This is a genomic window from Actinomycetospora sp. C-140, from assembly GCF_054796175.1.
In genome coordinates, this window is sequence record NZ_JBTWNF010000004.1 from 290,300 (window position 1) to 314,144 (window position 23,845).

At 74.5% G+C, this 23,845-nt stretch carries 23 protein-coding genes; 6 read left to right on the forward strand and 17 right to left on the reverse strand.

Annotated features, from left to right (window positions below; translation table 11 throughout):
- Positions 1-28: 28 nt before the first annotated feature.
- On the reverse strand, positions 29-1,696 hold the full coding sequence (locus ACR9E3_RS09315; protein ID WP_460379951.1) for an AMP-binding protein: 1,668 nt from the start codon (positions 1,694-1,696) through the stop codon (positions 29-31).
- Positions 1,697-1,832: 136 nt separating this feature from the next.
- Here ACR9E3_RS09315 and ACR9E3_RS09320 point away from each other — a divergent pair, with 136 nt between their 5' ends.
- Positions 1,833-2,471 carry a TetR/AcrR family transcriptional regulator gene (locus ACR9E3_RS09320; protein WP_460379952.1) on the forward strand — a complete coding sequence of 213 codons (639 nt, stop codon included), beginning with the start codon at positions 1,833-1,835 and terminating at the stop codon, positions 2,469-2,471.
- A gap of 5 nt (positions 2,472-2,476) precedes the next feature.
- Positions 2,477-3,889: a cytochrome P450 gene (locus ACR9E3_RS09325; RefSeq protein ID WP_460380070.1), complete on the forward strand. Its 1,413-nt coding sequence runs from the start codon at positions 2,477-2,479 to the stop codon at positions 3,887-3,889.
- 18 nt (positions 3,890-3,907) lie between these two features.
- On the opposite strand, the gene ACR9E3_RS09330 is transcribed toward ACR9E3_RS09325, so the two are convergent.
- Positions 3,908-4,600, reverse strand: a complete 693-nt coding sequence (locus ACR9E3_RS09330) for a LysR substrate-binding domain-containing protein (protein WP_460379953.1) — start codon at positions 4,598-4,600, stop codon at positions 3,908-3,910.
- A gap of 43 nt (positions 4,601-4,643) precedes the next feature.
- On the opposite strand from ACR9E3_RS09330, the gene ACR9E3_RS09335 reads away from it, so the two are divergent.
- Complete coding sequence (locus tag ACR9E3_RS09335) at positions 4,644-5,033, forward strand: DUF5997 family protein (protein WP_460379954.1); 390 nt, start codon at positions 4,644-4,646, stop codon at positions 5,031-5,033.
- Positions 5,034-5,050: 17 nt separating this feature from the next.
- Here ACR9E3_RS09335 and ACR9E3_RS09340 read toward each other — a convergent pair whose 3' ends face one another.
- The 5 genes from ACR9E3_RS09340 to ACR9E3_RS09360 form a co-directional block, all read right to left on the reverse strand.
- Positions 5,051-5,647 (reverse strand): dihydrofolate reductase family protein, encoded by a 597-nt coding sequence (locus ACR9E3_RS09340; RefSeq protein WP_460379955.1) that lies wholly within the window; start codon positions 5,645-5,647, stop codon positions 5,051-5,053.
- A gap of 10 nt (positions 5,648-5,657) precedes the next feature.
- The gene (locus tag ACR9E3_RS09345) at positions 5,658-6,608 is read right to left on the reverse strand and encodes an NAD-dependent epimerase/dehydratase family protein (RefSeq protein ID WP_460379956.1); all 951 of its coding nucleotides are present in this window, start codon (positions 6,606-6,608) and stop codon (positions 5,658-5,660) included.
- Between the two features lie 11 nt (positions 6,609-6,619).
- Entirely contained in the window at positions 6,620-7,459 is an 840-nt protein-coding gene (locus ACR9E3_RS09350; protein ID WP_460379957.1) for an AraC family transcriptional regulator, read from the reverse strand.
- Between the two features lie 58 nt (positions 7,460-7,517).
- Positions 7,518-8,171 (reverse strand): hypothetical protein, encoded by a 654-nt coding sequence (locus ACR9E3_RS09355; RefSeq protein WP_460379958.1) that lies wholly within the window; start codon positions 8,169-8,171, stop codon positions 7,518-7,520.
- Positions 8,172-8,255: 84 nt separating this feature from the next.
- Positions 8,256-8,603, reverse strand: a complete 348-nt coding sequence (locus tag ACR9E3_RS09360; protein ID WP_460379959.1) for a hypothetical protein — start codon at positions 8,601-8,603, stop codon at positions 8,256-8,258.
- Positions 8,604-8,772: 169 nt separating this feature from the next.
- Between ACR9E3_RS09360 and ACR9E3_RS09365 the strand changes: the two genes are divergently transcribed.
- Complete coding sequence (locus tag ACR9E3_RS09365; RefSeq protein WP_460379960.1) at positions 8,773-9,183, forward strand: hypothetical protein; 411 nt, start codon at positions 8,773-8,775, stop codon at positions 9,181-9,183.
- 114 nt (positions 9,184-9,297) lie between these two features.
- Positions 9,298-10,452, forward strand: a complete 1,155-nt coding sequence (locus ACR9E3_RS09370; RefSeq protein ID WP_460379961.1) for a methionine synthase — start codon at positions 9,298-9,300, stop codon at positions 10,450-10,452.
- A gap of 25 nt (positions 10,453-10,477) precedes the next feature.
- Here ACR9E3_RS09370 and ACR9E3_RS09375 read toward each other — a convergent pair whose 3' ends face one another.
- The 3 genes from ACR9E3_RS09375 to ACR9E3_RS09385 all read right to left on the reverse strand — a co-directional run bounded on the left by ACR9E3_RS09375 (position 10,478) and on the right by ACR9E3_RS09385 (position 14,675).
- Complete coding sequence (locus ACR9E3_RS09375; RefSeq protein WP_460379962.1) at positions 10,478-11,224, reverse strand: aspartate/glutamate racemase family protein; 747 nt, start codon at positions 11,222-11,224, stop codon at positions 10,478-10,480.
- 13 nt (positions 11,225-11,237) lie between these two features.
- Positions 11,238-11,675, reverse strand: a complete 438-nt coding sequence (locus ACR9E3_RS09380; protein ID WP_460379963.1) for a tautomerase family protein — start codon at positions 11,673-11,675, stop codon at positions 11,238-11,240.
- Positions 11,676-11,792: 117 nt separating this feature from the next.
- Positions 11,793-14,675, reverse strand: coding sequence for an AfsR/SARP family transcriptional regulator (locus ACR9E3_RS09385; RefSeq protein WP_460379964.1), 2,883 nt, complete (start codon positions 14,673-14,675; stop codon positions 11,793-11,795).
- 118 nt (positions 14,676-14,793) lie between these two features.
- Between ACR9E3_RS09385 and ACR9E3_RS09390 the strand changes: the two genes are divergently transcribed.
- Complete coding sequence (locus ACR9E3_RS09390; protein ID WP_460379965.1) at positions 14,794-16,380, forward strand: FAD-dependent monooxygenase; 1,587 nt, start codon at positions 14,794-14,796, stop codon at positions 16,378-16,380.
- 223 nt (positions 16,381-16,603) lie between these two features.
- On the opposite strand, the gene ACR9E3_RS09395 is transcribed toward ACR9E3_RS09390, so the two are convergent.
- From ACR9E3_RS09395 to ACR9E3_RS09425, 7 genes are all read right to left on the reverse strand, one after another.
- Positions 16,604-17,575 (reverse strand): DUF1206 domain-containing protein, encoded by a 972-nt coding sequence (locus ACR9E3_RS09395; protein WP_460379966.1) that lies wholly within the window; start codon positions 17,573-17,575, stop codon positions 16,604-16,606.
- 410 nt (positions 17,576-17,985) lie between these two features.
- Entirely contained in the window at positions 17,986-18,255 is a 270-nt protein-coding gene (locus ACR9E3_RS09400) for a hypothetical protein (RefSeq protein WP_460379967.1), read from the reverse strand.
- 77 nt (positions 18,256-18,332) lie between these two features.
- The gene (locus ACR9E3_RS09405; RefSeq protein ID WP_460379968.1) at positions 18,333-19,133 is read right to left on the reverse strand and encodes a hypothetical protein; all 801 of its coding nucleotides are present in this window, start codon (positions 19,131-19,133) and stop codon (positions 18,333-18,335) included.
- 101 nt (positions 19,134-19,234) lie between these two features.
- On the reverse strand, positions 19,235-19,639 hold the full coding sequence (locus tag ACR9E3_RS09410; RefSeq protein ID WP_460379969.1) for a nuclear transport factor 2 family protein: 405 nt from the start codon (positions 19,637-19,639) through the stop codon (positions 19,235-19,237).
- A 39-nt stretch (positions 19,640-19,678) separates the two neighbouring features.
- Positions 19,679-22,696 carry a helix-turn-helix transcriptional regulator gene (locus ACR9E3_RS09415; protein ID WP_460379970.1) on the reverse strand — a complete coding sequence of 1,006 codons (3,018 nt, stop codon included), beginning with the start codon at positions 22,694-22,696 and terminating at the stop codon, positions 19,679-19,681.
- A 198-nt stretch (positions 22,697-22,894) separates the two neighbouring features.
- The gene (locus ACR9E3_RS09420; RefSeq protein WP_460379971.1) at positions 22,895-23,026 is read right to left on the reverse strand and encodes an AraC family transcriptional regulator; all 132 of its coding nucleotides are present in this window, start codon (positions 23,024-23,026) and stop codon (positions 22,895-22,897) included.
- Positions 23,027-23,054: 28 nt separating this feature from the next.
- A complete protein-coding gene (locus tag ACR9E3_RS09425; protein WP_460379972.1) occupies positions 23,055-23,783 on the reverse strand; it encodes a GntR family transcriptional regulator in 729 nt (242 codons plus the stop codon).
- Between the last annotated feature and the right edge of the window lie 62 nt (positions 23,784-23,845).

The following is a 23,845-nucleotide window of genomic DNA, read 5'->3' on the forward strand; positions in this document are numbered from 1 at the left end:
GTCCTCTCCGGGGATGTGTCGTCGGCCCTCAGGCCGGCGAGGTGGCGGATCGGCGGGTCGGGTCGCCGTCGCCGGTCGGACCGAGCTCGGCGAGGAGCCGGTCGCGGAGCCGGAACTTCTGGATCTTGGTGGCCGACATCGGCCAATCGGTGACGAACCGGACGTGGCGCGGGACCTTGTAGCGGGCCAGGCCGCGGCGGCAGAAGTCGAGGACGTCCTCGTCGGTCAGCGACGCGCCGGGCCGGAGCTCCACGAAGGCGGCCGGCACCTCGCCGTAGCGCGCGTCCGGGATGCCGACGACGCCGGCGAGCTGGATGTCGGGGTGGGTGGTCAGGTAGGACTCGACCTCGAGGGCGCCGACGTTCTCGCCGCCGACCTTGAGCATGTCCTTGGTCCGGCCGCGGAACGTCAGGTTGCCCGCGGCGTCGATGCTGGCGAGGTCCCCGGTGGCGAACCAGCCGTCACGGTCGAAGCTCGCCGCGGTCTTCTGCGGGTCGTTGCGGTAGCCGGAGAAGAGGTTGAACCCGCGGACGTACAGCACGCCGGTCTCGCCCGCGGGGGCCTCCTCGCCGGTGACGACGTCCCGCACCTGGGCCTCGACGCCGGCGAACGGCTTCCCCGAGGTGAGCCGCTCCTCGAGCGGGTCGTCGAGGCGGCCCATGATGGCCACGCCCCCGGTCTCGGTGGAGCCGTAGCAGCTGACGTGGACGGTGTGCGGGAGCTGCTCCTGGTACGAGCGCAGGAGCTCGGGCGGCCCGACCGTCAGCATCGCCCGCACCCGCCGGAACGTGTCCGGTCCGTAGCTCGGGTGGCCCAGCAGCGGCGCGGTCAGGGTCGGGTAGGCCGGGTAGAGCAGCGTCGCGCGTTCGCGCTCGACGAGGTCGAGGGCGAGGTCGGGCTCGAAGTGGGTCATCGAGATCCACGCCGCGCCGGCGTCGAAGACGGCGATCATCGGCGCCTGGGCGCTGACGTGGAACATCGGCAGTGGGTTCCACATCCGGTCGTCCGCGGCGAGCCCGAACGCCTCCGTACCCAGGGCCCGACCGAGACGGATGACCGACTCGTGACTCAACGGGCAGCCGCGGGGCTCGGCCGTCGTGCCCGAGGTGTACATCATGATGTAGGGGGAGTCCGCGCTCACCGCGCGCGCCGTCTCCCGGACCCGGTCCGGATCGATCTCGCGTCCCGCGGCCAGGAAGCCGCGCCGGTCGACGAGGCCGGACGCGGACCGCGCTCCCATCACGACCACGTGGCGCAGCTCGGGTGCCGCGGCGAGGTCCGGGGTGCGTCCGTGCTCGCCCCCGCGGAGCTCGGGCAGGGCCTGGTGCAGGCGGGCGACGTAGTCGACGTGCTCGTCGACCACGTCGGTCGTCACCAGGACCCGCATCCCCGAGTCGACGACGACGTGCGCGATCTCCCGGGGCGCCAGCCGGGCGTTGACCGGGACGAACAGCGCCCCGGTCATCGAGATCCCGATCATGACGTGGACGAAGTCGAGGCAGTTGGGCATCAGCACGCCGACGGCGTCGCCGGGCCGGACGCCGAGCGCGACGAGCGACCGGGCGACGTCGACCGCGGCCTCGTCGACCTCGCGGTAGGACGCGCGCACCCCGGGGAGGACGACGCAGTCGTGATCCGGGTGCGCCCGGGCCGTCCGCTCGAACAGCCGCGGCAACGTGGGCTCGGTGTCGACCACCGGACACCTCCTGGCTGGACGGTCCGCGGACGGTCAGTTGCCGACCATACGGTTGTTTGGGCGCGCCGGACAAGCGCCGACCCGCGGTCCGAGCGAGGGCTTCCGTTCTGACAGGACGTCCTGTCAGAATTCCGCCGTGGTCACCCGGACCTTCCAGGGCGCGAGCGCGGCGGAGCGAGTCGCCGAGCGCCGGACGCGTCTGATCGCCGCGGCGCTCGACGTCGTCGGTGAGCGCGGGGTCCGCGACTTCACGATGACCGCGGTGTGCCGCGCCGCGGGCCTGACCGAGCGCTACTTCTACGAGTCGTTCGCCCGCCGCGAGGACCTGCTCGAGGCCCTGTTCGACAGCGTCGCCGCCACCGCGCTCGACCTCGCGGTCCGCGCCGCCGACGACGTCCCGCACCCGCGGCTCGAGGCCCGGGCCCGCGCGGCGATCGGCGCGACGACGACGCTGCTCGGCGAGGACGCGCGGGTGGCCCGCCTCTACCGGGAGGCCATCGGCCACCCCCAGCTCGCCGGGCGCCGGCAGGACACCATCGCCGCCTTCGCGGCGCTGCTCGCGCGGCTGATCACCGATGCGCACCCCGATCTGCGCAGCGAGGACCTGCAGCTCACCACCGTCGTCCTCACCGGTGGGGTCGTCGACGCCGTCGGGTTCTGGCTCGACGGCCGCCTGGACGCCGACGTCGACGCGCTCCTCACCCGCTGCGCCCGCCTCGTGGTGGCCGCCGCCGACCAGCACCGCACCGAGAACCGAGCGACGGAGGAACCGTGACCTCGATGCTGCAGCACCACGTCCAGCAGGTCGTGGCGAACGCCGTCGGCCGCGTGCCGGCGCGGCCCGGCCCGCTCGCCCCGCCGCCCCCGGGCAGCGGCCTCGCGCCCGTCCCGGGCGACTTCGGCGCGCCCCTGGTCGGGCGGTCGCTGGAGTTCGCGGCCGACATGCTCGGCTTCGCCCGGCAGCGCTACGAGAAGTACGGCCCGGTGTCCTGGACCGGCGCGTTCGGCCGGCCCATGGTGGCGGTGCTCGGGCCCGATGCGCTCGGCCAGGTGCTGGTCAACAAGGACAAGTACTTCGGCAACGCCGACGGCTGGGGCTTCTTCATCGGGCCGTTCTTCCGCCGCGGCGTGATGCTGCTCGACTTCGACGAGCACCGCACCCACCGGCGCATCTTGCAGGAGGCGTTCACGCGCGACCGGCTCGCCGAGTACCTGCAGGTGATGAACCCGCGCATCCGGCGCAGCCTCGACGACTGGACCACCGGCGACGGCGTCCGGATCTACGACCGCATCAAGCAGATGACCCTCGACATCGGCACCGAGGTGTTCGTCGGCGACGAGCTCGGCCCGCGGGCGGACCGGGTCAACCGCGCCTTCGTCGACACCGTGCACGCCGGCGTGGCGGTCGTGCGCGCGCCGGTGCCCGGCGGCTCGTGGAAGCGGGGCCTGGTCGGACGGAAGGTGCTCGAGGACTACTTCGCCGCGCAGATCCCCGCCAAGCGCGCGGGCGACGGGCGCGACATGTTCAGCGTGCTCTGCCGCGCGCGCAGCGACGAGGGCGAGACGTTCTCCGACGACGACGTCGTCAACCACATGATCTTCCTGCTGATGGCCGCGCACGACACGTCGACGATCACGCTGTCGATGATGTGCTACCTGCTGGCGAAGAACCCGGAGTGGCAGGAGAAGCTGCGCGCGGAGTCGCTGGCCCTCGGCGGCGACGACCTGACGGGTGCCGAGCTCGACTCCCTGGTCTCGCTGGACCTCGCGATGCGCGAGACCCTGCGGATGTACGCGCCGGTCGGTCAGCTCGCCCGCATCACGGTGCGCGACGCCGACCTGCAGGGCTTCCACATCCCCGCCGGCACGCTGATGTCGCTCGGCATCCACGCCTCGCAGCGCATGGAGCCGTGGTGGGACCGGCCCGACGAGTTCGACCCCGACCGCTTCGCCCCCGAGCGTGCCGAGGACAAGTCGCACCGCTTCGCGTGGATGCCCTTCGGCGGTGGCGTCCACAAGTGCATCGGCCTGCACTTCGGCGGCATGGAGGTCAAGGCGATCATGCACGCGATGCTGCGGCGCTTCCGCTGGTCGGTGCCCGAGGGCTACGTCATGCCCGTCGGGCTGACGACGGGTCCGACGCCGGCCGACCACCTGCCGCTGCGCCTCGAGCGGCTCGCCCCACAGGACTGAGGGCGCCGCGGGCCGCGGTCACCGACGACGGGACGCCCGTCGTCGGGCAGGTCCCTTCGTCGCGGGGCCGGAGGAGTCCGGTGGCGGGCCGCCTCGACGGGGCGTGCGGGAGCTGTTGGCCGTGCGTCCGCGGACGATGCCGATGAACTCCTCCATCAGCTCCGGTGTGTCGGCGTCCGGCCAGGTGAGGACGACGCTGGACTGCGGCGCGTCGAGGACCGGCCGGTGGGTGAGGTCCCGCCGGTGGTGCAGGCGCGCCAGCGACTGGGGCAGGAGCAGCAGGCCGACGCCCGCGGCGACGAGCTCGATCGCCTGGGCCGTCGTCGCCGGGTCGGACGCCGCTGGTCGGCCCGGCCTGTCCCCGGGCCAGGGGAGGGTGTCGTCCCGCGGTCGCAGGACGATCTCGTCGTCCAGATCGTCGAGCGCCGCCTCGTCGACCGCGGTGAGCACGTGGTCCTTCGGCGCGACGGCCACGGTGGTCTCGGTGTAGAGCGGGATCGCGTGCAACCCGGTGCGGTCGATCGGCAGCCGGACCACGCCGGCGTTCACCGCGCCGGCCCGGATCCGTTCGACCACCTCGTCCGTGTCCGCGCCGACGAGCTCGAGGGGGACGTCGGGGCGGCGCTCGGCCCAGATCCGTGCCCACTTGCCCGGCGTGGCGCCGGGGACGTAGCCGAGCCGGAAGGACGCGGTCTCGCCCGGCTCGGTCACGGGGTCAGGCTATCGGCCGGCCGGACCCCGATAACCTGGACCGATGGCGCGGCAGAGGGCGACACAGACGATGAAGCCCGCGACGGCGGCGAAGAAGCTGGGCGTGCACCTCGACGCCACGCCGGCCGAGTTCCGCGACGGCGTGATCTCCCGCGACGAGCTCGACGCCCTGCAGGCCGACCCGCCGGCGTGGCTGCGCGAGCTGCGGCGCGACGGACCGCACCCGCGTCCCGTCGTCGCGGACCGGCTCGGGGTGTCGATCTCCGGTCTGGCGCGGGCCGAGATCACCGAGCCGCTGACCACCGCGCAGATCGCGGCGTTGAAGGAGGAGCAGCCGGAGTGGCTGCGCCGCGAGCGGGACCTCCGCGCCGAGGTGCAGCGCGAGGAGGCCCGGCTGCGCGCCGAGCGCTCGGGCGGCGGGGACACCCGGTAGGCGACCGCTCGCCGGGATCACCTCCTGACGGTGTAGTGCAGGTGCAGGACGCGGTCGCCTTGGACGATCGTGTCGGCGTCGTCGAGCAGCACCGTGCCGGCGTGCGCGCCGAAGAAGCGGACCCCCTCGCCGAGGACCACCGGGACGACGTCCATGGCGACCTCGTCGACCAGCCCGGCCGCGAACGCCTGGCCGCCGAGGTCGCCGGCGGAGACGACGACGAGCCCGTCGCCGGCGAGCTCCTTCGCCCGCGCGATCCCGGACTCGACGGAGTCGGCGACGTGGAACGGGGCGTCCGGGTGCGCGGCGAGCCAGTCCTCGGGCAGCGGCCGGTGGGTGACGACGACGAGCTGGTCGCCCGCCGCGGTCTTGCCGTCCCACCCGTCGGTGGTGTCGAAGAGGTGGCGGCCGATCAGGGTGACGGCGACCGCGTCCCAGAACGGCTGGACGTGGTCGTGCGAGGCGGGCGAGACGCGGAACGTCCAGCCGCTCGGCCGGGCGATCAGCTGCTCGTCGCCGTTGAAGTACCAGTCGAACAGGGGGCCGACCGAGTCGTCGGGGCGGGCGATGAACCCGTCGACCGAGACCACGGCCTGCATCACGACACGTGCCATCGAACGCTCCTCATGCCTCGTGGTGCCGCAGCCAGGCGACGTAGTCGGGGACGGCGCGATCGACGTCGTAATCGGGGACGAAGCCGGTGTCGCGCTGCAGGCGGGTGATGTCGAGGTGGCCCTCGGGCGGGCGGCCCGTGCTGTGCCCGGGTGGCAGGGTCAGGTCCGCGCCCGGAACGGCCTCGTTGATCGCCGCGACCACCTCGGCGTAGGGCACGAGCCGTCCGCTCGAGACGTTGTAGACGGTGTGCTCGAGGCGGTCGGCGAGCATCAGCAGCGCGATGGCCCGGCCGCAGTCCTTGACGTAGCAGAGGTCGGTGGCGTCCTCGGCGTGCGCCGGCGGGCGGGGTGGCGTGAGGTCGGGGTCCGCGTCGCGCACGGCGGCGCTGAGCAGCCGCGGGAGCGCGAAGAACGGCGAGTCGGGCAGCCCCAGCGGGCCCCAGACGGTGCCGATGCGCAGGTTCACCACGTCGAACCCCGCGTGGGCACCGGCCAGGCTGCTGAACAGCTCGGCGGCCTTCTTGAACACCGGGATCTGGTGCGGGGCCACCGCCGGGAGCGGGGCGTCCTCGCGCCACGGCGGGTCGTCGACGCCCAGGTACGCCGCGATCGTGCTGGCGACCGCGAACCGCCGCACGCCCCACGTGGTCGCGGCCTCGAGCGCGTTGAGCAGCGCGGTGCACTCGGCGCGGAGGTAGGCGACGGGGTCGGGCGCGTCGTGCGGCGCCGCGGCGAGGTGGACGATGCCGGTGATCGGGTGCCGAGTCCCGAGGTCGAGGAAGGCCGCGCCGTCGGTGGTGTCCAGCGGCTCGACGACCAGACGGTCGGCCGGCTCGTCGGCGAGGAAGGACGGCAACCGGGTCGAGCGGTGCGCGGTGAGCACGACCGGCTCGCCGAGGTCGAGCAGCGCCCGTGCGGTGTGCGACCCGATCGAGCCCAGGCCGCCGGTCACGAGGATCATGCTCGCGGACGTTAGGCCGGGGCAGCCGTCCCCTCTTGTACGGAACGGCCACGCGTCCGCAGCATGGGCATGTAGGCGGCGGTGTGGTCGTGGTCGTCGGCGCCCCCGCAGGCCGCGCGGTACTGCGCGAGGAACTCCGCGGGCGTCACGCCCGTGAGCCGCCGGCACTCCCGCGTCAGGTGCGCCTGGTCGTGGTAGCCGGTGTCGACCGCCCAGCCCGCGAGGTCGGCGGGCGCGCCCCGGTCGACCGCCGCCTGCACGCGGGCGGTGAAGCCGTGGAAGCGCAGGATGCGCTGCAGCTCCTTCGGCCCGACCCCGGCCGCGGCACGGCAGCGTCGCCGCAGCTGGCGCTCGGACACCGGCAGCAGGTCCGGGAGGGCGGCCGTCCCGCCGCGCCACGGCATCAGGTGCCGGACGGCCTCGTCCACGAGCGGGTCCCGCGCGTCGACGGAGCGCGCGACGAACGCCTGCAAGCGGTCGAGTGCGGCCTGAGGTGACGGCGCATCGCCGAGCAGGTCGGTCAGGCGGGCGGGGTCCCGCCACAGCGCCGAGCCGGCCAGGTCCTCGTCCACCAGCTCGTCGGCCGGTATGCCGGCGAGACCACCGAGCACACCGGCACGCAGGCGGACGCCGACGACCGTCCGGCCCGCCGGGATGTCCCGGTGGGTCGCCGCGGTCAGCGTGCCGAGCAGTCGCGGCTCCTCGCCGAGGACACAGCGCACCTCGGCCCCGCCGTGGGGCACGTGGCGCTGCGCGACCGGCTCGGCACCGACCCGCTGGATCCACACCGACGACGCGATCGCGGCGAGCGCCGGCATCGGCGCCCGGTCCTGGTACGTCGACCCTGCCACCTCGGCATCCTCTCTCGTGGGTGAGGACACCCGCCGCTACGCGGCCCGATGCCGCGCCTCACTCCTGGTGGAGGTCCCACTTCTCCCGCAGCATCCGTGCCTTGCGCCGCTCGTCCTCGGCAAGGTCGCGGATCCGCTGCGTGACGTGGGGACTGTCGGGCCGCCCGGTGCCGTCCGAGCGGGACGGCCGGGTGTCGGCGACGCGATCGAGTGCCCGAGCGACGTGATCGGCGGTCGCGGCGAGCTCGGCCGCCACGGACCGGGCGTCCGTCGCCGCTCCGGCCGCCCGGTCCGATGCGCCGGTCTCACGGTCGATCTCACCCTGGTCGCGTCGGGCCCGCAGGCGTGCGAGCGTGGCGCGCGAGCGGCTGAGACGAGCGACCGACCGGGCGACCGCGTCGCGGGCGTGGTTCAGGGTGTCCTCGGCGCGATCGAAGACACTCGCCGTCGACACGCCCGCCGCCCGCGCGAGATCGTCGATGGCGACCTCGCGGATGTCGGCGAGATGCTCGCGCTCGTCGGCCTGCTTCTCGCGGAGGTCGGCCTCGGCCTCTCTGTCGTCGGCCTCGGACTCGCGCTCGTCGGCGGCGGCGTCGCGGGCGTCGGCCCGCGCGTCCCGCTCGTCGGCGGCGGCGTCGCGCTCGTCCGCGCGGGCGTCCCGCCGATCGGCGGCGACCTCTCGGGCGTCCTGCCGCGCCTGATCCGGCGGCACCGGGCGCACCGGCCCACGCCCAGCGCTCCCGTTGACCGCGGCCTCGGGAGGCTCCGACCTCTCGCTCACGGCGTCCCCGGGCCCTCAGCGCCCGGCGGCCCGCGCGTCCCGCCGTGTCCCGTCTCCGACGCCCACCGCGGTGGGGTGCTCGGACGGTGGCGACGCCTCCGCTCGCAGCCGCTCCTGCACGTCGCGCTCGTACCGGGCGAAGCGACCGGCCCTCACCGCGACGTCGAGATGATGGGCCCGGTCCTGGCCCGGCAGCGCTGCCATCGCCCGACGACCGGCGTCGATGCCCTCGAAGGTCTCGGCCACCATCCCGGCGGTGTCGGCCATGTAGGCGCGGACCGCCAGCCACTGGCCCTGGACGGCCCGGAAGCGCTCCCGTGCCGATTCCCGCGGGTGGGAGGGCCGATCGTGTAACAACTCCATGGCCGCACCTCACCGAGAGCCGGCCCCGCCCGACGCCCCGACCGGCGTCGGGCCGGGCGCCGAAGGAACCCTCAGCCTGGAGCACGGCACGGGCCCGCACAAGGAGCCGCCCGTGGCGCCTGGCAGGTGACGGGTGACCTCGGAGGCGACCCCGTGCCAAGGTGGGTCCGTGCTCGACGCGGAGCAGGTGGCGCAGGCCTACGCCCGGTGGATCGCGCACGGCGAGCCCGCGTTCCAGGCGATGATGCGTCCCGATCTGCACGACCACGTCAGCGGGCGACGTGGGCCGGAGACCTGGGACATGGTCTGGGGCTGGATCGAGGCCGCCTTCGACGAGCGCCGGGCGGAGCTGCACGGCTGGGGCCGGCTCGACGACGGGCGCATCGCGGTGTGGGTGACCCTGCACGGCCGTCACGTGGGTCCCGGGATGCCGTGGTTGGGGGACCGCACGCCGAGCGGCGCGCAGGTCGCCTGGAAGCAGCTGCACGTCTTCGCGACCGACGGCGAGCACCTCACTGACCACTGGGCGGTCCGCGACGACCTCAGCGTGATCGAGGCCGTGGACGCGGCGAACGGCTGATGGGCCACGTGCCTCGCGGCGGGTCCCACCGCTGGTTCCGTGGTCGGGAACGCCGACCTTGACCGTTGATCGACGCGCTCGCCAGGCTCCCCGCCGAGACGGCAGGAGGCGCCGATGACCGCCATCCGCACCACGCACGTCGGGAGCCTGGTCCGCCCGCCCGAGCTCGCCGAGATCCTGCGGGCCCGCGAGCACGGCGAGGTGATCGACCCGGCCCACCACGTCGAGGTGCTGGCGCGGTCGGTCGAGGAGGTCGTCCGCCGGCAGGTGGAGATCGGCATCGACGTCGTCAGCGACGGCGAGTACGGCAAGTCCGACAGCTGGTCGCGCTACATCCGTGAGCGCCTCGGGGGCTTCACCGTCGCGGAGTCCGCCGGGACGGTCATGGCGCGCTCCAACGTGCCGCCGGGCACCGACAAGCGCCTCTTCGGCGACTTCTACGCCGAGTACGAGGCGTCCCAGGGGTTCGTGGGCGGGGGAGGGGAGTGGACGGCGACGTCGCCGGTGCACTACACCGGCCAGGAGGCCGTCGCGCGCGACATCGCGAACCTGACCCGCGCGGCGGCGAAGACCGGTGCCGCCGGCGCGTTCCTGCCGGTGGTCGCGCCGGCGAGCGCGGTCCCGCGCCCGGTCCTGGACTTCTACGACTCCGACGAGGCGCTGTTGTTCGCCGTGGCGGACGCGCTCAACGAGGAGTACCGGGCCGTGGTCGACGCCGGGCTGACGGTGCAGGTCGACGACGCCCACTTCGCGATCACCTACGACACGATGGGCGGCGACCTCGCCGCCTACCGGGCGTGGGCGGAGGTCCGCACCGAGGCGCTGATCCGTGCCCTGGACGGGATCCCGCCGGAGCGCGCCCGCTACCACGTCTGCTGGGGGAGCTGGAACGCCCCGCACGTCGGCGACGTCGCGCTGCGCGACATCGTCGACCTCGTCCTGCGGGTGCCGGTGGGCACCTACTCCCTCGAGCAGGCCAACCCGCGCCACGAGCACGAGTGGCGCGTCTGGGCCGACGTCGAGCTCCCCGCGGGCAAGGTCCTCATGCCGGGCCTGGTCAGCCACGCGACCAACGTCGTCGAGCACCCGGAGCTCGTGGCCGAGCGGATCGTCCGGCTCGCCGGGCTCGTCGGCCCGGAGCGCGTCATCGCCAGCAGCGACTGCGGGTTCGCGCAGGGACCGCTCGTCCGCCGGGTCCACCCGAGCATCCAGTGGGCGAAGCTCGAGTCCCTCGTCGAGGGCGCGCGGCTGGCGTCGACCCGGGTCTGACCGGCGCCCTCGACGCGTTCCGGGTCTACCGGGGGGCCGCCGGCAGGCCGGAGTGCCGACCCCCACGCCACGTCGGCAGCGGTGTGCGGGCCAGGGCCACGTCGAGCGCCCGGTCGGCCAGCACGGCGGTGGAGTCGACGACGGGTAGAGGACTGTCCTCCGGTGCGAGGAGGAGCGGCAGCTCGGTGGACGCGAGCGCGACGGCGTCACAGCCTCGCTCGGCGAGACCCTGGACGACCTCGACGCACCAGGATCGCGACGCGTCACTGGCGGCGCCGTTCACCAGCTCCCCGAGGATGATCCTGTCGAGCCGCTCCGCGTCCCCGGGCGCCGGGGTCTCGACCTCGATCCCGTCGGCGCCGAGCCACGTCGCGTAGAGGGCGCTCCCGGTGACGAACGCGGTCCCGAGGACGGCGACGCGTCGGTGACCCGCCGCCCGGGCCGTCTCGGCGACGGCCCGGGCGATGTGCACTCCGGGGAGGGCCAGGTCCGGCCCCATCTCGTCGAGGACGAGGTGCACGGTGTTGTCCGGGCAGACGAAGAAGTCCGCGCCGGCCGCGGCGAGCCGCGCCACGCTCCGCGCGAGGTACGCGCGGACCGTGTCGGGATCCCCGGCCCGCCAGGCGGCCAGGTGGTGACCGAACCCGATGTAGTCGAGGCTGACGTCGGGATAGGTGTGGCCGCCCAGCTGCGCGGCGCCGGCGCGGCAGTAACGCAGGAAGCACTGGGCGGCCCCGTCCGGGTTGGCGGCCAGGATGCCGGTGTGGGGCACGGCTCCTCCCCGGTCAGACGTACTGGTCGTACTTGCCGGGGGACATCTCGTTGAGCTTCCTCATCCACGCCACCTCGGCGTCGTGGACGGGCTCGGGCAGCACCATCCCGGCCTCGATGATCCAGCTGCTGGGGGTGTCGGAGACGACCACGACGACCTGGTCCGGCGGGAGGTCGACGACGTCCTGGATGACCTCGTAGAGCTTGTCCATCAGCTCGTGGCGGGTCTGCTCGGAGCGGCCTCCGCGGCATGCGGCGCTCAGGATCAGCGACGGCTCGACACGGCCGGCCGTGTAGATCAGGCCCAGCGGCATCGGCTGGAACACGATCCGGACGAAGGGATCGGGCGCGCCGGTGACATCGTGGTGGGTGCGGGTGCACCGGGTGGCGAGCGCGTCCCGCTGCTCCTGCGTGAGGTCGATCCCGCTGGTCACGATCTGGTAGACGGGCATCGGACGTCCTTCCCTCGGGAGCGGCCCCTCCGAGTGGGGTCCGCGACGGGGACGACGATGGCGTGGGTGCCTCCAACGGCGCGCCAGGTCCGGCTCCAAGACCGAGCCAACCGACCCTCACCGGTCGGCGGGCCGCCCGTCGGCGACCACGGGCGCCCGGAAGTCCGTGACGGTCAGCCGGGCGGCGCCGCGGGCGATCCGCTCCGCGGTGTCGGCGGGGACCGCGGCGCGGGCGCGCTCGAGCAGGGCGTCGGTGCCGGCCGCGGTGGGCCAGGGCAGCCCGGCGCGGTCGATCTGTGCCCGCGCGGCCCCGTAGACGCGCAGCGCCTCGTCGTGGTGGCCCAGCAGGGCGAGGGTGTTGGCCCGGAGCTCGAGCTGCAGCGGGGCCTGCTGCCGGCCGGTGCGGTCGACGACGGCCAGGCAGGCGTCCGACCACTCCAGCGCCGTCGTCGCGTCCCCGGTGGCGAGGGCGGCCATCTGCGCGATCGCGCTCGCGATCCAGGCGCCGAACCAGTTGTCGACCGTCGATGCCTCGCGGTAGGAGACCCCGAGGGCGGCGAGGACGTCGCCCGGGTCGCCACGGCCGAGGTCGGCCATGCGGGCGCGGACCCGGTGGACCAGCGTGAGCGTCGGATCCGCCGTGCGCCGCACGATGTCGGCGGCGGCGGCGAGGGCGGTCGCCGCCTGCTCCGGTGCCCCGGAGAACCCGAGGGAGGTGGACAGGACGACGAGGGCGTCACCGGTCAGCAGTTCCTGCTCGGCGTCGAGCCGGGTGCCCGCGAGGTCCTCCAACGCCTGATCGCAGATCGGCGCGGCGAGGTCGAGACGTCGCGCGAACGCCTGCGCCGTCGCGGCGCTGATCGCCACCCGGAGCGCGGCGACGGCAGGGACGTCGCCGAGGCCGGCGGCGCACCGGGCGTGGGCGATCTCGATCCACCGCGTGCCCTCGAGCGTCGCGTCGTGCTGGAACCAGAAGAGCGCCCCGAGGTCCGCCATGATCTGGGGGCCGCGTGGCGACGGCTCCTCGATCAGGGTGTGCTGCAGCGTGCTGCGCAACGCCGCCGCGTCGTCGGCGAGTGCCCGCGAGCGCGCGAGGTCCTCGGGTGTCCCCAGGCGTGGGCTCTCGGCGACGAGGTGCTCGATCCAGGCGTCGCGCCGGTCCCGGGCGGCCGCGGTCTCGCCCGCGTCGTGCAGGGCACGGGCGGCGTGGGCCCGCACGATGGTCAGCTGCGAGAACCTCGAGGGGCGGCCCGTTCGGGCCGGTCCGCGGGCGACGAGCATCGAGCGGTGGGTCAGGTCGGCCAGCAGGTCGGCCGCGACGACGGGCGTCGTCCCGGCGACCGCGGCCGCCGCGGCGGCGGTGAACGGTCCCGGCAGCACCGCGAGGCGGCGGTGCAGGAGCCGCGCGTCGTCGTCGAGCAGCCGGTGGCTGCGCTCCACCGCGGCATAGACGCTCGGTCGGACGCCATGCCGGTGGCGACCGAGCGCGGAGAGGGTGCCCGGGTCCTGTTCGGTCTGGTCGGCGATCTCGGCGAGGGTGAAGCTCCCGGCGCGTGCGGCGGCGAGCTCGAGGGCGAGGGGTACGCCCTCCACGGCGCGGCAGACCCGGCGGGCGTCCGCGAGGTCGTCGGGGTCGGTGGGCCCGGTCGCCGCCTCCCAGCGGTCCAGGAGCAGGTCGAGTGCTGGGCTCTCGGCCTGGTCGTCGTCGGTGACGACCAGGGGCCGGAGCTCCACGAGGGTCTCGTCGGCGAGGTCGAGCCGTTCGCGGCTGGTGACGATCAGCCCGAGGTGCGGGGCAGCCCGGCACAGCGGCCCGACGAGGGAGGCCACGTCGGCCAGCACGTGCTCGCAGTCGTCGAGCAGCAGCAGCCCGTGCCGGTCGCGCAGGAAGCCCAGCACGGCGTCGCGCGGCGAGCCGGCCGCCGGCGCGGCGAGCGAGAGTCCCGTGCTGATCGCGTCGAGGACCTGGTCGCCGTCGCGGGCGGCGGTGAGGTCGACGAACCAGACGCCGTCGGTGTAGGCGTCGGCGACCTGGTGGGCGGCCTCGACCGCCAGCCGCGTCTTGCCGACCCCGGCCGGTCCGTGGACCGTCACCAGCGGTGATCGGCCGACGAGCGACGTCAACCTCTCGAGCTCCCGGTCCCGCCCGACCAGCCGGCTCGACCACCGGGGCAGATGGGGCTCCGCGGCGCGGGGGTCCGAGGGTGCCGTCGGGGTCGCTCGCAGGGACGGGTCGTCCGCCAGCACGCGGCGGTGCAGGTCGCGGAGCTCGTCGGTGGGCTCGGTGCCGAGCTCGGCGACGAGCAGCGAGCGGGCCCGGTGGAAGGTGGCGAGGGCGTCGTCGACACGGCCGGCGCGGTACGCCGCGAGCATGCGCCGCGCCCACAGGCGTTCGCGCAGGGGATGCTCGCCGAGCGCCGACTCGAGCTCGAGCAGCGCCTGCTCGGGACGTCCCAGGGCGAGCAGCGCATCGACGTGCCGCTCCGCGAGCTGGGCGCGCAGCTCCTCCAGCCGCGCCACCGTGGGGGTCGCCCAGGGCTGGTCGGCCACCGGCGCGAGCGGGCGACCCCGCCACAACTCCCGTGCCGACTCGCAGCTCCGCAGCGCCCGGCCGGCCTCTCCGCGGCCGAGCAGGGTCCCGGCCTCCTCGACGAGCGCCGTGAATCGCGACGAGTCCACCTGCGCCGCCGCGACGCACAGTCGGTAGCCGCCGGGCTCGGTGACCAGGAGCGACCACGGCTCGCCGGGCTTGCGGCCCGGTTCGAGCACCTGACGCAGGCGCCACAGATGGGACTCGAGCGTCGAGACGGCGCGCGGTCGGCCGTCGTCCCAGATCGCGTCGCTCAGCGCGTCGACGGACACCGGGCGGTTGGCGTGGATCAGGAGCACGGCGAGGGCGGCGCCCGGCCGTCGACCACCCGGGGTGCGTACCAGCCCGTCGACCTCGACCATCAGCTCGCCGAGGTCGAGGAAACGCACCGATCCGCCGTCCGCCCCCATCACCCCATCGTGCCGCACCGGCGTTGGAGCGGGCTTGGACCGGCGATGGACGTCCCCGCGCGACCGTTCCCGGGCCGCGGCCGGACACGGGCCGCCCCACGCAGAGCCGGAGAGCGCCATGGAACTCGTCTCGGAGGAGCCGGACACCGTCCTCGTCGCCGGAGCCGGCCCGGTGGGCCTGACCGCCGCTGCCGAGCTCGTCCGGCAGGGCGCACGGGTCCGGCTCGTCGACGCCCTCGGGGGCCCGTCGGGGGAGTTCCGCGCGATCACGGTGCACCCGCGCACGCAGGAGCACCTCGCGGCGATGGGCGTGCTCGACCGGATCGAGGCGCAGGCCCAGGAGATCACCGCGGTGGAGTTCCACGTGCACGGAGAGGCGGAGCCCGCCGTGCGGATGACGACGGACCACGTGGACTCCCGGTACCGGCGCATCCTCGACGTCCCGCAGGTCGACACCGAGTCGGCGCTGCGCGAGGTGGTCGCCCGGCACGGCGTCGGCATCGAGTACGGGCAGCGGGTCGACGACCTGGTCCAGGACAGCGGCGGCGTCACGGTCACCCTCACCGGCGCGGGCGGGACCGAGCAGCGCCGCTACGGCTGGGTCGTCGGCGCGGACGGCGCGCACAGCGCCGTCCGCCGGGCCGTGGGCACGCACCTCGAGGGCGAGTTCGCGGGAGAGCACTCCGTGCTCGCCGACGTCGACGTCGACACCGCGCTCCCGCCGACGGCGTTGCGCCTGTTCGTCGATCCCCGCGGTGGCGGAGGTGTGTTCCCGCTCGCCGGGGGACGCGCCAAGATCGCCGTGCGGGTCGGGACGCCCGACCCCGGGGCCTCGCCGACGGTGGAGCAGGTCCAGCGCCTGGTCGACGAGCAGATGGGTGGGCACTGGCGGCTGGGCACCGCCCACTGGCTCACCTACTTCGAGAGCCGTCATGCGCAGGTGCCGCGCTACCGCCACGGGCGGGTGCTCCTGGCCGGCGACGCCGCCCACATCCACCCGCCGGCCGCGGGTCAGGGGATGAACACCGGGATCCAGGACGCGGTCGACCTCGCCTGGAAGCTCGCCCTGGTCAGCACCGGCCGGGCGGACGAGAGCCTGCTCGACACCTACGACGGCGAACGCCACCCCGTCGGCGCCGCGGTGGTCGCCGGCACCAGCAGGCTGAACAGCCTCCTCGCCGCGGACGGACCCAGCGCTCTCCTGCGCGACCTCGGACTGCACCTGCTCGGCCACCTGCGCGCCGGGGGCGACCGACTGATGGCCCGCATGACCGAGACGACCGTCACCTACCGCGCCGAGACCGACCGCACGAGGTCGCACGCGGTCGTCGGCGACCACGCCCCGGACGTGCCCGGCCTGCGGACCGCCACCGGCGAGCCGGCCCCCCTCGACGTCCTGCTGCGTCGACCCGGCCACCTCCTGCTGGCCGTCGGCGCCGGGCCGGGCGACCTCGAGCGTCTCCGCGACGTCCTCGGGGCGCTGGGAACGGTCGTCCCCGTCGTGGCGCCATCGGTGAACATCCCGACCGGCGCCCTGGTCGATCCCGTCGGCGAGGTCGCCCGGCGCTACGGCCTCGGCGCCCACGGCTTCGCGCTCGTCCGGCCCGACGGGTACCTGGCGTGCATCTCCCGTGCCCTGGACCCACGACCGCTCCACGAGCACCTGTGCGTGCATCGCCTCGACGCCCGCCGCGCCACGGTCTGACCGGACATCGGTCGGCCGGCTCGTGGCGCCGTGGGTCCGCGGACGATGCCGACGAGCTCCTCCACCAGCTCGGGTGTGGCGGCGTCCGGCCAGGTGAGGACGACTCTGGACTGCGGCGCGTCGAGGAGCGGCCGGTGGGTGAGGTCCCGGGTGCGCGCCGAGCGCTCGGGCTGCGCTGCCACCCCGTAGGCGACCGACTCGGCCGGCCCGGGGGAGGGTGCGGTCAGGCGCGCCGCGCGTAGGCGTCGATGAAGCAGTAGAGGCCGTAGGCGGCGAGTCCCGCGCTGACGACGACCAGGCCGATCAGTCCGGCCGGGCCGTCCTCGATGGCGCGCATGGCGTGGGTGAACCCGCCGGACCGCCGGGCGTCGCCGGTGACGGCGGCCGCGGCGAACAGCACACCGACGCAGCCGGTGAGGGCCGCCCGAGCGAGGTTGCCGTAGCTGCCGGCGATGACCGCGGCACGGCGCAGCCGCGGGGTGAGCCGCTCGGCCCGCAGGTCGCCGAGGTAGGTGGTGCGCAGCCCGGTCCAGCACATCGCGACCGCCATCGCGAGCGCGACCACGGCGGCCGCGGCCACGGCGGCGCGGCCGGCGGGCAGCGCGAGGACCGACGCGACCAGGTCGTTCACCGCGTGCGGCGCCGAGGGAGGGGGCGGTCCGCCGGGGGGCGGTCCGCGCAGGGGCCCGATCGCGGGTGGCAACGCCAGCGAGGCGATCGAGAACATGGCGACGGCCTTCCCGGCAGCGCCGAGCCGCTTGCGCGTCCGCTCGCCGCCGGTGGTCCAGCCGAAGCCGATCAGGGCGGCCCGGGCCTGCCAGACGCCGAAGGCGACGAGGGCCAGGACGGACAGGCCGAGCAGCACCGCGCCGACGGGCCCGATGCCCGCGATGACGGCGATGGCTCCTTCCTGGTCGGCGTGGACCGTGCTGCTCCCCGTCATCAGGACGACGGCGAGCCCGGCGAGCAGGAGGTGCAGGACCCCGTAGGCCACGAGACCGGCCCGGCCGAGGACCTCGATGCCGTGGTTCCCCGCGTCACCGGCCCCGCCGGTCGCCCAGGTGGAGACCGAGCGCGCCCTGCTCCGCAGGCGTCCGGACCACGGCGCGGCGACCACGGACGTCGTGGGCAGGCCGTCCGCCGGGCCGGGACGCGACGTCGTCGACGTGCGTCGAGCGCGAACGGCGGGGGACACGGTCGTGAGCTCCAGATCGGGGCCGGCAGCGGGTCCGCGCCCGACAGGCCGCGTGATGCGAGAGTGCCCCGCACGCCACGGATCGGCACCTCGGGATGCTGAAGCGTTCCTGAAGAGGTCGGGCGCCGGCCCCCCAGGCCGGCCGGGGCCGTCAGGGAATCCCGACGAGGCCGTTGCGGATGGCGTCGCTGAGGGCGTGCGCCGTGCCGGGGGACGAGCAGGGAGCCACTCCGACGCCACCCCAGCGAGAGCGGGACGCCGAGCGCGATCTGCACGACCAGCAGGCCGATCACGACGCCGACGATCGGGGTCGCCGCGCCGGCCGCGAGCACGATCGGCAGGTGCCACAGGCCCCAGAGGGCGGAGACGTAGATCGCCGAGAGCCACCCCGTCCCGCGGTCCGTGCGGTGCTAGTAGCTGTCGAGGACGCCGCGGAAGACGACCTCCTCGACGACGAACACCGCGGGCAGGCAGAGCAGGAACCCGTAGGCGCCCGACAGCAGGCCGCTCCCCGCCGGCGTCGGACCGGGTCCGCCGCGGGTCGACAGGTTCAGGAGGTCGAGCACGACGCCGAGGGCGCAGACGACCACCACGCAGATCACCAGCTGGCGGACGGTGACGCGTCGGGCGGCGCGGAGCTGGAAGGCGACGACGAACGGGATGCTGAGCAGCAGGTACACGTTCGTGAGCCGCGGCTCGACCGAGGAGGAAGCATTCGCCCCGGCCGGCCCGAGCGCGAGAGATCCGGTGCCGGAGATCAGTCCAGCCGTGCGGCGGTCACGGCCGCGGCGGCCGCGAAGATCGCCACCAGGGCGAGCTCCGTCGCGGGCAGGAGGTCCGGGCTCGGGCGGCACGGGTCGGCGGCGATCACGACGACCGTCGAGACACCGACCGCGACCAGGGCCATGCCCATCGACAGCGCGGGCAGCCGGTCCGGGGCCGACGGGCGACGCTCGCGCATACGCGTCGCGAACCGGCGGGCCAGGAGCCCGACCACGAGGACCGCACCGACGGCGGCGAGGCTGGCCACGTCGAGGCCCTGCAACCCGGTCGTGGTGCCCGTGCGCAGCCGGATGTGGTCGTGCATGCCGGCCGAGAACACCAGCACCGTCAGCGGGCAGACCAGGACGACGAAGGCCCGTTGCAGCAACGAGAAGGCGCTGCGGGTCTGACCGGTCTCGTCGGGGACGTCGCGCTCGACGGCGTGGAGCAGGACGAGCAACGAGTACAGCAGCGTGAGCACGGCCGCGGCGAACCCCAGCCCGGCCGCCGTCTCCAGCGAGGACGCGCGCCCGAGGCTGGTGGGGTCTCCGGCGGCGAGCGCGAAGCTCATGCTCGCGGCGACGAGGCAGACGAAGGCGCTGACCGTGGGTCGGTACGCGACGGCGAGATCGCCGTACGAGCTCCGGGCGCCGATCCGCGCCGCGATCAGGGCGACGAGCCCCGCGAACGCGAACCCCGCCAGCACACCGGACAACTGCGAGTAGAACCCGGCGGCGTCACGCAGCGCGCTCAACCCGGACGGGTTCGGCACGCACGGTGCCGGCGGTGTCGTCACAGACGCGAAGGGTGGCCGGTCCGCTCACGGGACGCCAGCGTCGAGGACACCGGGTCGTCGACGGTGGCCCTCGTCGACGCCGCGGTGCGCGTCGGTCCGGACTAGTGGTGAACGGCGGACTGGTGCTGGAACAGGACGAGCAGTTTGCCGGAGTCGCAGAATTCACGGAAGGCGACGGCGAGGCCGTTGCGCAGGGTCCAGAGCTGGATGAAGGCGACGTCGAAGGTCTGGTCGCCGAGCCGGCCTCGGTGGTGCCCTTCCACGAGGACCCGGTCGTTCTCGTCGGCGGAGAACTGCTCGGGTTCGACCCGGAACTCGGTGTACGTCTCCTGCAACGTCCCGAAGAACTGCAGCACCCCGTCCGGGCCGCGGTAGGTACCGCCCTCGGGGAGCTCGTCGGGGATGTACCACTCGATGTCCGGGTCGAACAGGCCGAGAAGCGTGGGCATGTCCTGCTCGGCGAAGGCCTGGTACCCGGCGACGACGATCTCTGTGTTCGTTGGCATGCCGCGAGGCTAGGAACGGCCTCGCGCCCGCAGCCATCGTCAAGACTGTGTAGGCCGGGGCCGGGGCCGGGCCGGATGTGACCTGGACCCTGCGGGCGGCTCCGCCCCGGTGCGCAGCAGCCCGTGGTGCAGGGCCCATCGCGTCGCCTCGGTGCGGTTCCGGACATCGATCTTCGCGTAGACGTTCGCGGTGTGCCGGTTGACGGTGGCGATCGAGATCGACAATTCTCGGGCGATCTCCTTGCTGGTCCGTCCCGCCGCCACTTCGACGAGGACGTCGCGCTCGCGGGCGGTGAGACCACCCGCGATCCCGGGGGAGGAGGTCGCCCGCAGCAGGAGGTCCCGGGCCAGCTCCTCGTGACGGCCCATGCCGAGCGTGTGGTAGGCCGCGACGGCGTCCTCGAGGAGCTCGGCGGCGACGGCGCGATCCGCGGGATCGCCGCGCTCGAGGAGCACCCAGGCGTGCAGCCGGCACGTCTCGGGCCGCTCGATCCGGTGCCGGATCGTGGCGGCCTGCCGGTGGGCCCGGCGGAAGTGCTCGTCCGCGCGCGCCGCGTCTCCGGCAGCGTGCGCGGCGAGGGCGGCCACCGTCTCCACCAGGCGATTGTCGTAGCCGCGCAGCACGTTCCCGGCCGCGAGGGTGCGCAGGACCGCGGGGTAGTGGCGGGCGGCGTGTTCGTGGTGGCCGCGGATGACCAGGCCCTCGACGGTCGCGAGCAGACTCGTCCAGCTCCCGAGGCTCGCCGGCCTGCCGGAGATCGGGAAGCGGTCCGCCGCGTCTCGCAGCAGCCGCCGGCATCCACGGTCGTCGTGCTGGTGGGCGCGCAGCAGGAAGGTCATCGCCCAGCACGCGCCGGCCAGGATGCCGGCCGGGTCCTCGGACATTCCCTGTCGGTAGTGCTCGTCGGCCCGCGACCAGTCGCCCCTCCAGAACGCCGCCAGGCCGAGCCAGGCCCGGGAGTCCGCGGTCCACGGCAGTCCGAGTGCGTGACACCGCTCGAGGTCGGCCCGGGCGGCCGCATCGATGGCGTCGACGTCGCCGCGGGTGATCTGACTCAGCACGGCGGCACGGCCCCGCATGAACGCACCGCCGTAGTGCCCCAGTCGCTCGACGAGTGCGCCGAGCTCGGTGTCGATGGCGGCGACGGCGTCGAGTTCGCCCGCCAGGACGTGCGCGAACTGGACGAAGCCCAGACCGTCGGCGAGCTCCCACAGCGCACCGGAGGCGCGGGCGGCGACGGCCGCCCGCCGTCCGTGGCGGACCGCGTCCGCCGGTTCCACCACCGACCAGAGGTGCACGGTGCGCGCGAAGGACGCCGCGGCCCGGGCGGCGTCGCCCCCGATCTCCTGGGCGACGACGAGCGCCTCGGCAGTGAGCCGCTCACCGGTGTCGTGGTCGCCGGCAAAGGTCGCGCACTTCCCGCCGAGGGCGAGCAGGCGGACGCGGTCGGCGCCCTCCTGGCCGGCGAGGGCCGCGAGTCCCGTCCGCACGGCCGTCTGGCACTCGTCGTACCTGCCCGACCAGAAGAGGTTTCCCGCCGCCTCCGTGCAGAGTGTGCCGATCGCGGCCCGCTCCTCGGCCGCACCGAGGACGTGGATCGCCTGGTGCCACGCATCTTGGGCCTCGTCCCACCGGCCCAGCCCGCACAACACGCGAGCTCGGCGCTCGAGGAGCTGGATCCACGCCGCGTCCCGTCGTGGGCCGACGAGCCCCAGCGCGATCTCCAGGTGCGCGAGGGCGTCCTCGAACGCCGCGGCGCGCTCGGCGTGTGCTGCCGCGGCATCGAGGTGGGTCAGCAGCCGTCCTGGGTCGGCGTCGTTGCCGGCGCGACAGAGGTGGTGCACCAGCTCGGCGGCGCGGACCCCGAGTCGGTCGCCATCGGTGGACTCGATGGCTGCGGCGACCGACGCGTGCAGGCGCTGTCGGCGCAGGGGTGTCATTCCCGCGAGGACGGCGAGGCGCATGAGCTCGTGCCCGAAGTGGTGCTCGGTCACACCGGGGCCCGCCGTGGCGACGAGCAGGTCGGCGCGGCTCGCCTCGTCGACGGCCCGGACGAGGACGTCCGGCGTCGTGGCCAGCGCCTCGGAGAGGATCTCCATCGAGGCGTGCCCGGCCACGGCCACCGTGTCGAGGACCTCCTGGGCCACGGGGCTCAGGTCCCGCACCCGCATCGCGGTGATCCGACGCACCGCGGGTGGGACGGGGAGGTCCGCGTCGGCGCCGAGCTCGAGCCACACCCCCTGCGAGTCGCCGGTGGCGTCCCGGGCGGACAGGTGACGGAAGACCTCCGCGACGAAGAAGGGATTGCCGCCGGTCAGCTCGTGGCACCGCGCGACGACGCGCTCCGGCGGCGGACGCCCGCCGAGCGCGGCGAGCATCTCGCCGACCTCGGAGCGGTCGAGAGCCCGGAGCGCGATGTGCTCGGAGAGCCCGTGCCGCCGCCACTGCTCGACGGCTTCCTCGAGCGGGGTGGGCATGCCGTCGTCCTCCGGACGGAACGTCGCGACGACCAGCGTCGGTGTCCCGGCCAGCCGAGGTGCGAGGTGGCTGATGAGCAGGAGGGTCGCGGTGTCGGCCCAGTGCAGGTCCTCGAGCACCAGGAGGGCCGGCGCGACGGTACCGAGCCGGCGCAACGCCTCGGTGACGGCCGAGAACACGAGCCGGCGTTCGTGCCCGGGAGGGACGGCGACCGGCGCCGGGGTCGTGGGGAACCACCGCCGGAGCTCGGGCACGAACCGCGCGATGTCGCCGGCGCCGGGACCGAGCACGTCGACGAACTCGGCGATCGGCAGGGAGTGGTACAGCTGCTCGATCAGCTCGACGAACGGTGCGAACGGAGCCTCGTCGCCGTGGCGGGCGCCGCCGACCGCGACCCGGAATCCGCGCTCGGAAGCCGTCCGCCCGAGCTCGTCGGCGAGCGTCGTCTTCCCGAGGCCGGCCTCCCCGTCGATCAGGAGCAGACCCCCGCGGCCCGCCGCCGTCGCGTCCAGCCTCGCCGTGGCGACCCGCCACGACCCGACACGACCCACGAACGGGATGCGGCTGACCAGGCCCACGCACACCTCCGCGGACCCGCTCCCGGCGACCGGTGCCGTGAGCCCGACGTAGCAAGGGGATCGTCCGTCATCGGGGCTCGCTCCGACAGCCCCCACGGCACCGGGCCGCCGATCGACGGCGCGCCACGCACGGCCACGCCCGCCGGGCCGTGAGGGCCGTGAGGTGCCGTCACCCTCCTCGCCGTCGGCGGCGCCCCATCACAGACTCGGGAGGAACACGGCCGGCGTGGTCCCGCAGGCCGCCCGGAACGGCCGGCTGAAGTGACGGGAGTCCGCGAACTGCCACCGCGCCGCGATGTCCGCGATGCGGGCCGACGGTCCCGTGGCCATCAGCTCGGCGCGTGCCCCCCGCCGGCGTCTAACCGGGCGAGGCGAGGCGGTCCCAGTGCTTCTCGATCTGCTCGAGGGCCTTGCGCATCATCGATCGGGTCACCGCTCGTGCGAGGTCGGTGTCGTGCGCGCGATAGGCGTCGACCAGGTAGGCGTAGTCGCGCGCGGATTCATCCATGCGACCCGGGAGGGACAGCCCGAAGCGGCGCAGACGGTGGATGCGCAGCCCGAGTGAGTTGATGAGCGGCCCGACGCTGCGGTTCGGGCAGATGTCGGCCTCGACTTCGCGGAAGTCCACTGTGGCGTCGAAGTAGCCCAGACTGTCGCCACTTCGCCGGGCACGTTCCATCGCCTCGAGTGGACGCGCGAGGCGCTCGACCCGTGCCCGATCGGTGCCTTCGGTGATCGACTCGGCGATGAGGCCGTAGAGGCTGGCGCGGACCGCGTAGAGATCGCGGACCTCCGGCAGGGAGAGTTCCGCGACTCGGGGTCGTCGCCGGGGCTCGATGTCGACGAGACCCTCGCTGCGCAGGACGGCGAGCGCCTCCCGGACCGGGGTCCGGCTCGTGCCGAACCGGCGCCCGAGATCCGCCGAGGTCAGCTGGTGCCCGCTCGCCAGCTCACCGTCGATGATCTCCCGGGCGAGCGTCGACACCATGTGCTGGGTGAGCTCGCCGTACCCGGACAGGGACGGTGACCGGTGCAGGGCGCGGTCCAGTGCGCGCGTCGACGAGTCGGAGGGTCCGGCGCTGTCCACCGGCACACTCTAGCGATCACGTCCTCCCGGAATCTGTCGCCAGATTCCTTGCCGTATCCGTG

Excerpts from the sequence above, each read along its gene's own strand:
- ACR9E3_RS09325 (WP_460380070.1), top strand. The coding sequence starts at position 2,477 with ATGCTGCAGCACCACGTCCAGCAGGTCGTGGCGAACGCCGTCGGCCGC.
- ACR9E3_RS09335 (WP_460379954.1), top strand. The coding sequence starts at position 4,644 with ATGGCGCGGCAGAGGGCGACACAGACGATGAAGCCCGCGACGGCGGCG.
- ACR9E3_RS09340 (WP_460379955.1), bottom strand. The coding sequence starts at position 5,647 with ATGGCACGTGTCGTGATGCAGGCCGTGGTCTCGGTCGACGGGTTCATC.
- ACR9E3_RS09345 (WP_460379956.1), bottom strand. The coding sequence starts at position 6,608 with ATGATCCTCGTGACCGGCGGCCTGGGCTCGATCGGGTCGCACACCGCA.
- ACR9E3_RS09360 (WP_460379959.1), bottom strand. The coding sequence starts at position 8,603 with ATGGAGTTGTTACACGATCGGCCCTCCCACCCGCGGGAATCGGCACGG.
- ACR9E3_RS09370 (WP_460379961.1), top strand. The coding sequence starts at position 9,298 with ATGACCGCCATCCGCACCACGCACGTCGGGAGCCTGGTCCGCCCGCCC.
- ACR9E3_RS09380 (WP_460379963.1), bottom strand. The coding sequence starts at position 11,675 with ATGCCCGTCTACCAGATCGTGACCAGCGGGATCGACCTCACGCAGGAG.
- ACR9E3_RS09385 (WP_460379964.1), bottom strand. The coding sequence starts at position 14,675 with ATGGGGGCGGACGGCGGATCGGTGCGTTTCCTCGACCTCGGCGAGCTG.
- ACR9E3_RS09390 (WP_460379965.1), top strand. The coding sequence starts at position 14,794 with ATGGAACTCGTCTCGGAGGAGCCGGACACCGTCCTCGTCGCCGGAGCC.
- ACR9E3_RS09410 (WP_460379969.1), bottom strand. The coding sequence starts at position 19,639 with ATGCCAACGAACACAGAGATCGTCGTCGCCGGGTACCAGGCCTTCGCC.
- ACR9E3_RS09420 (WP_460379971.1), bottom strand. The coding sequence starts at position 23,026 with ATGGCCACGGGACCGTCGGCCCGCATCGCGGACATCGCGGCGCGGTGG.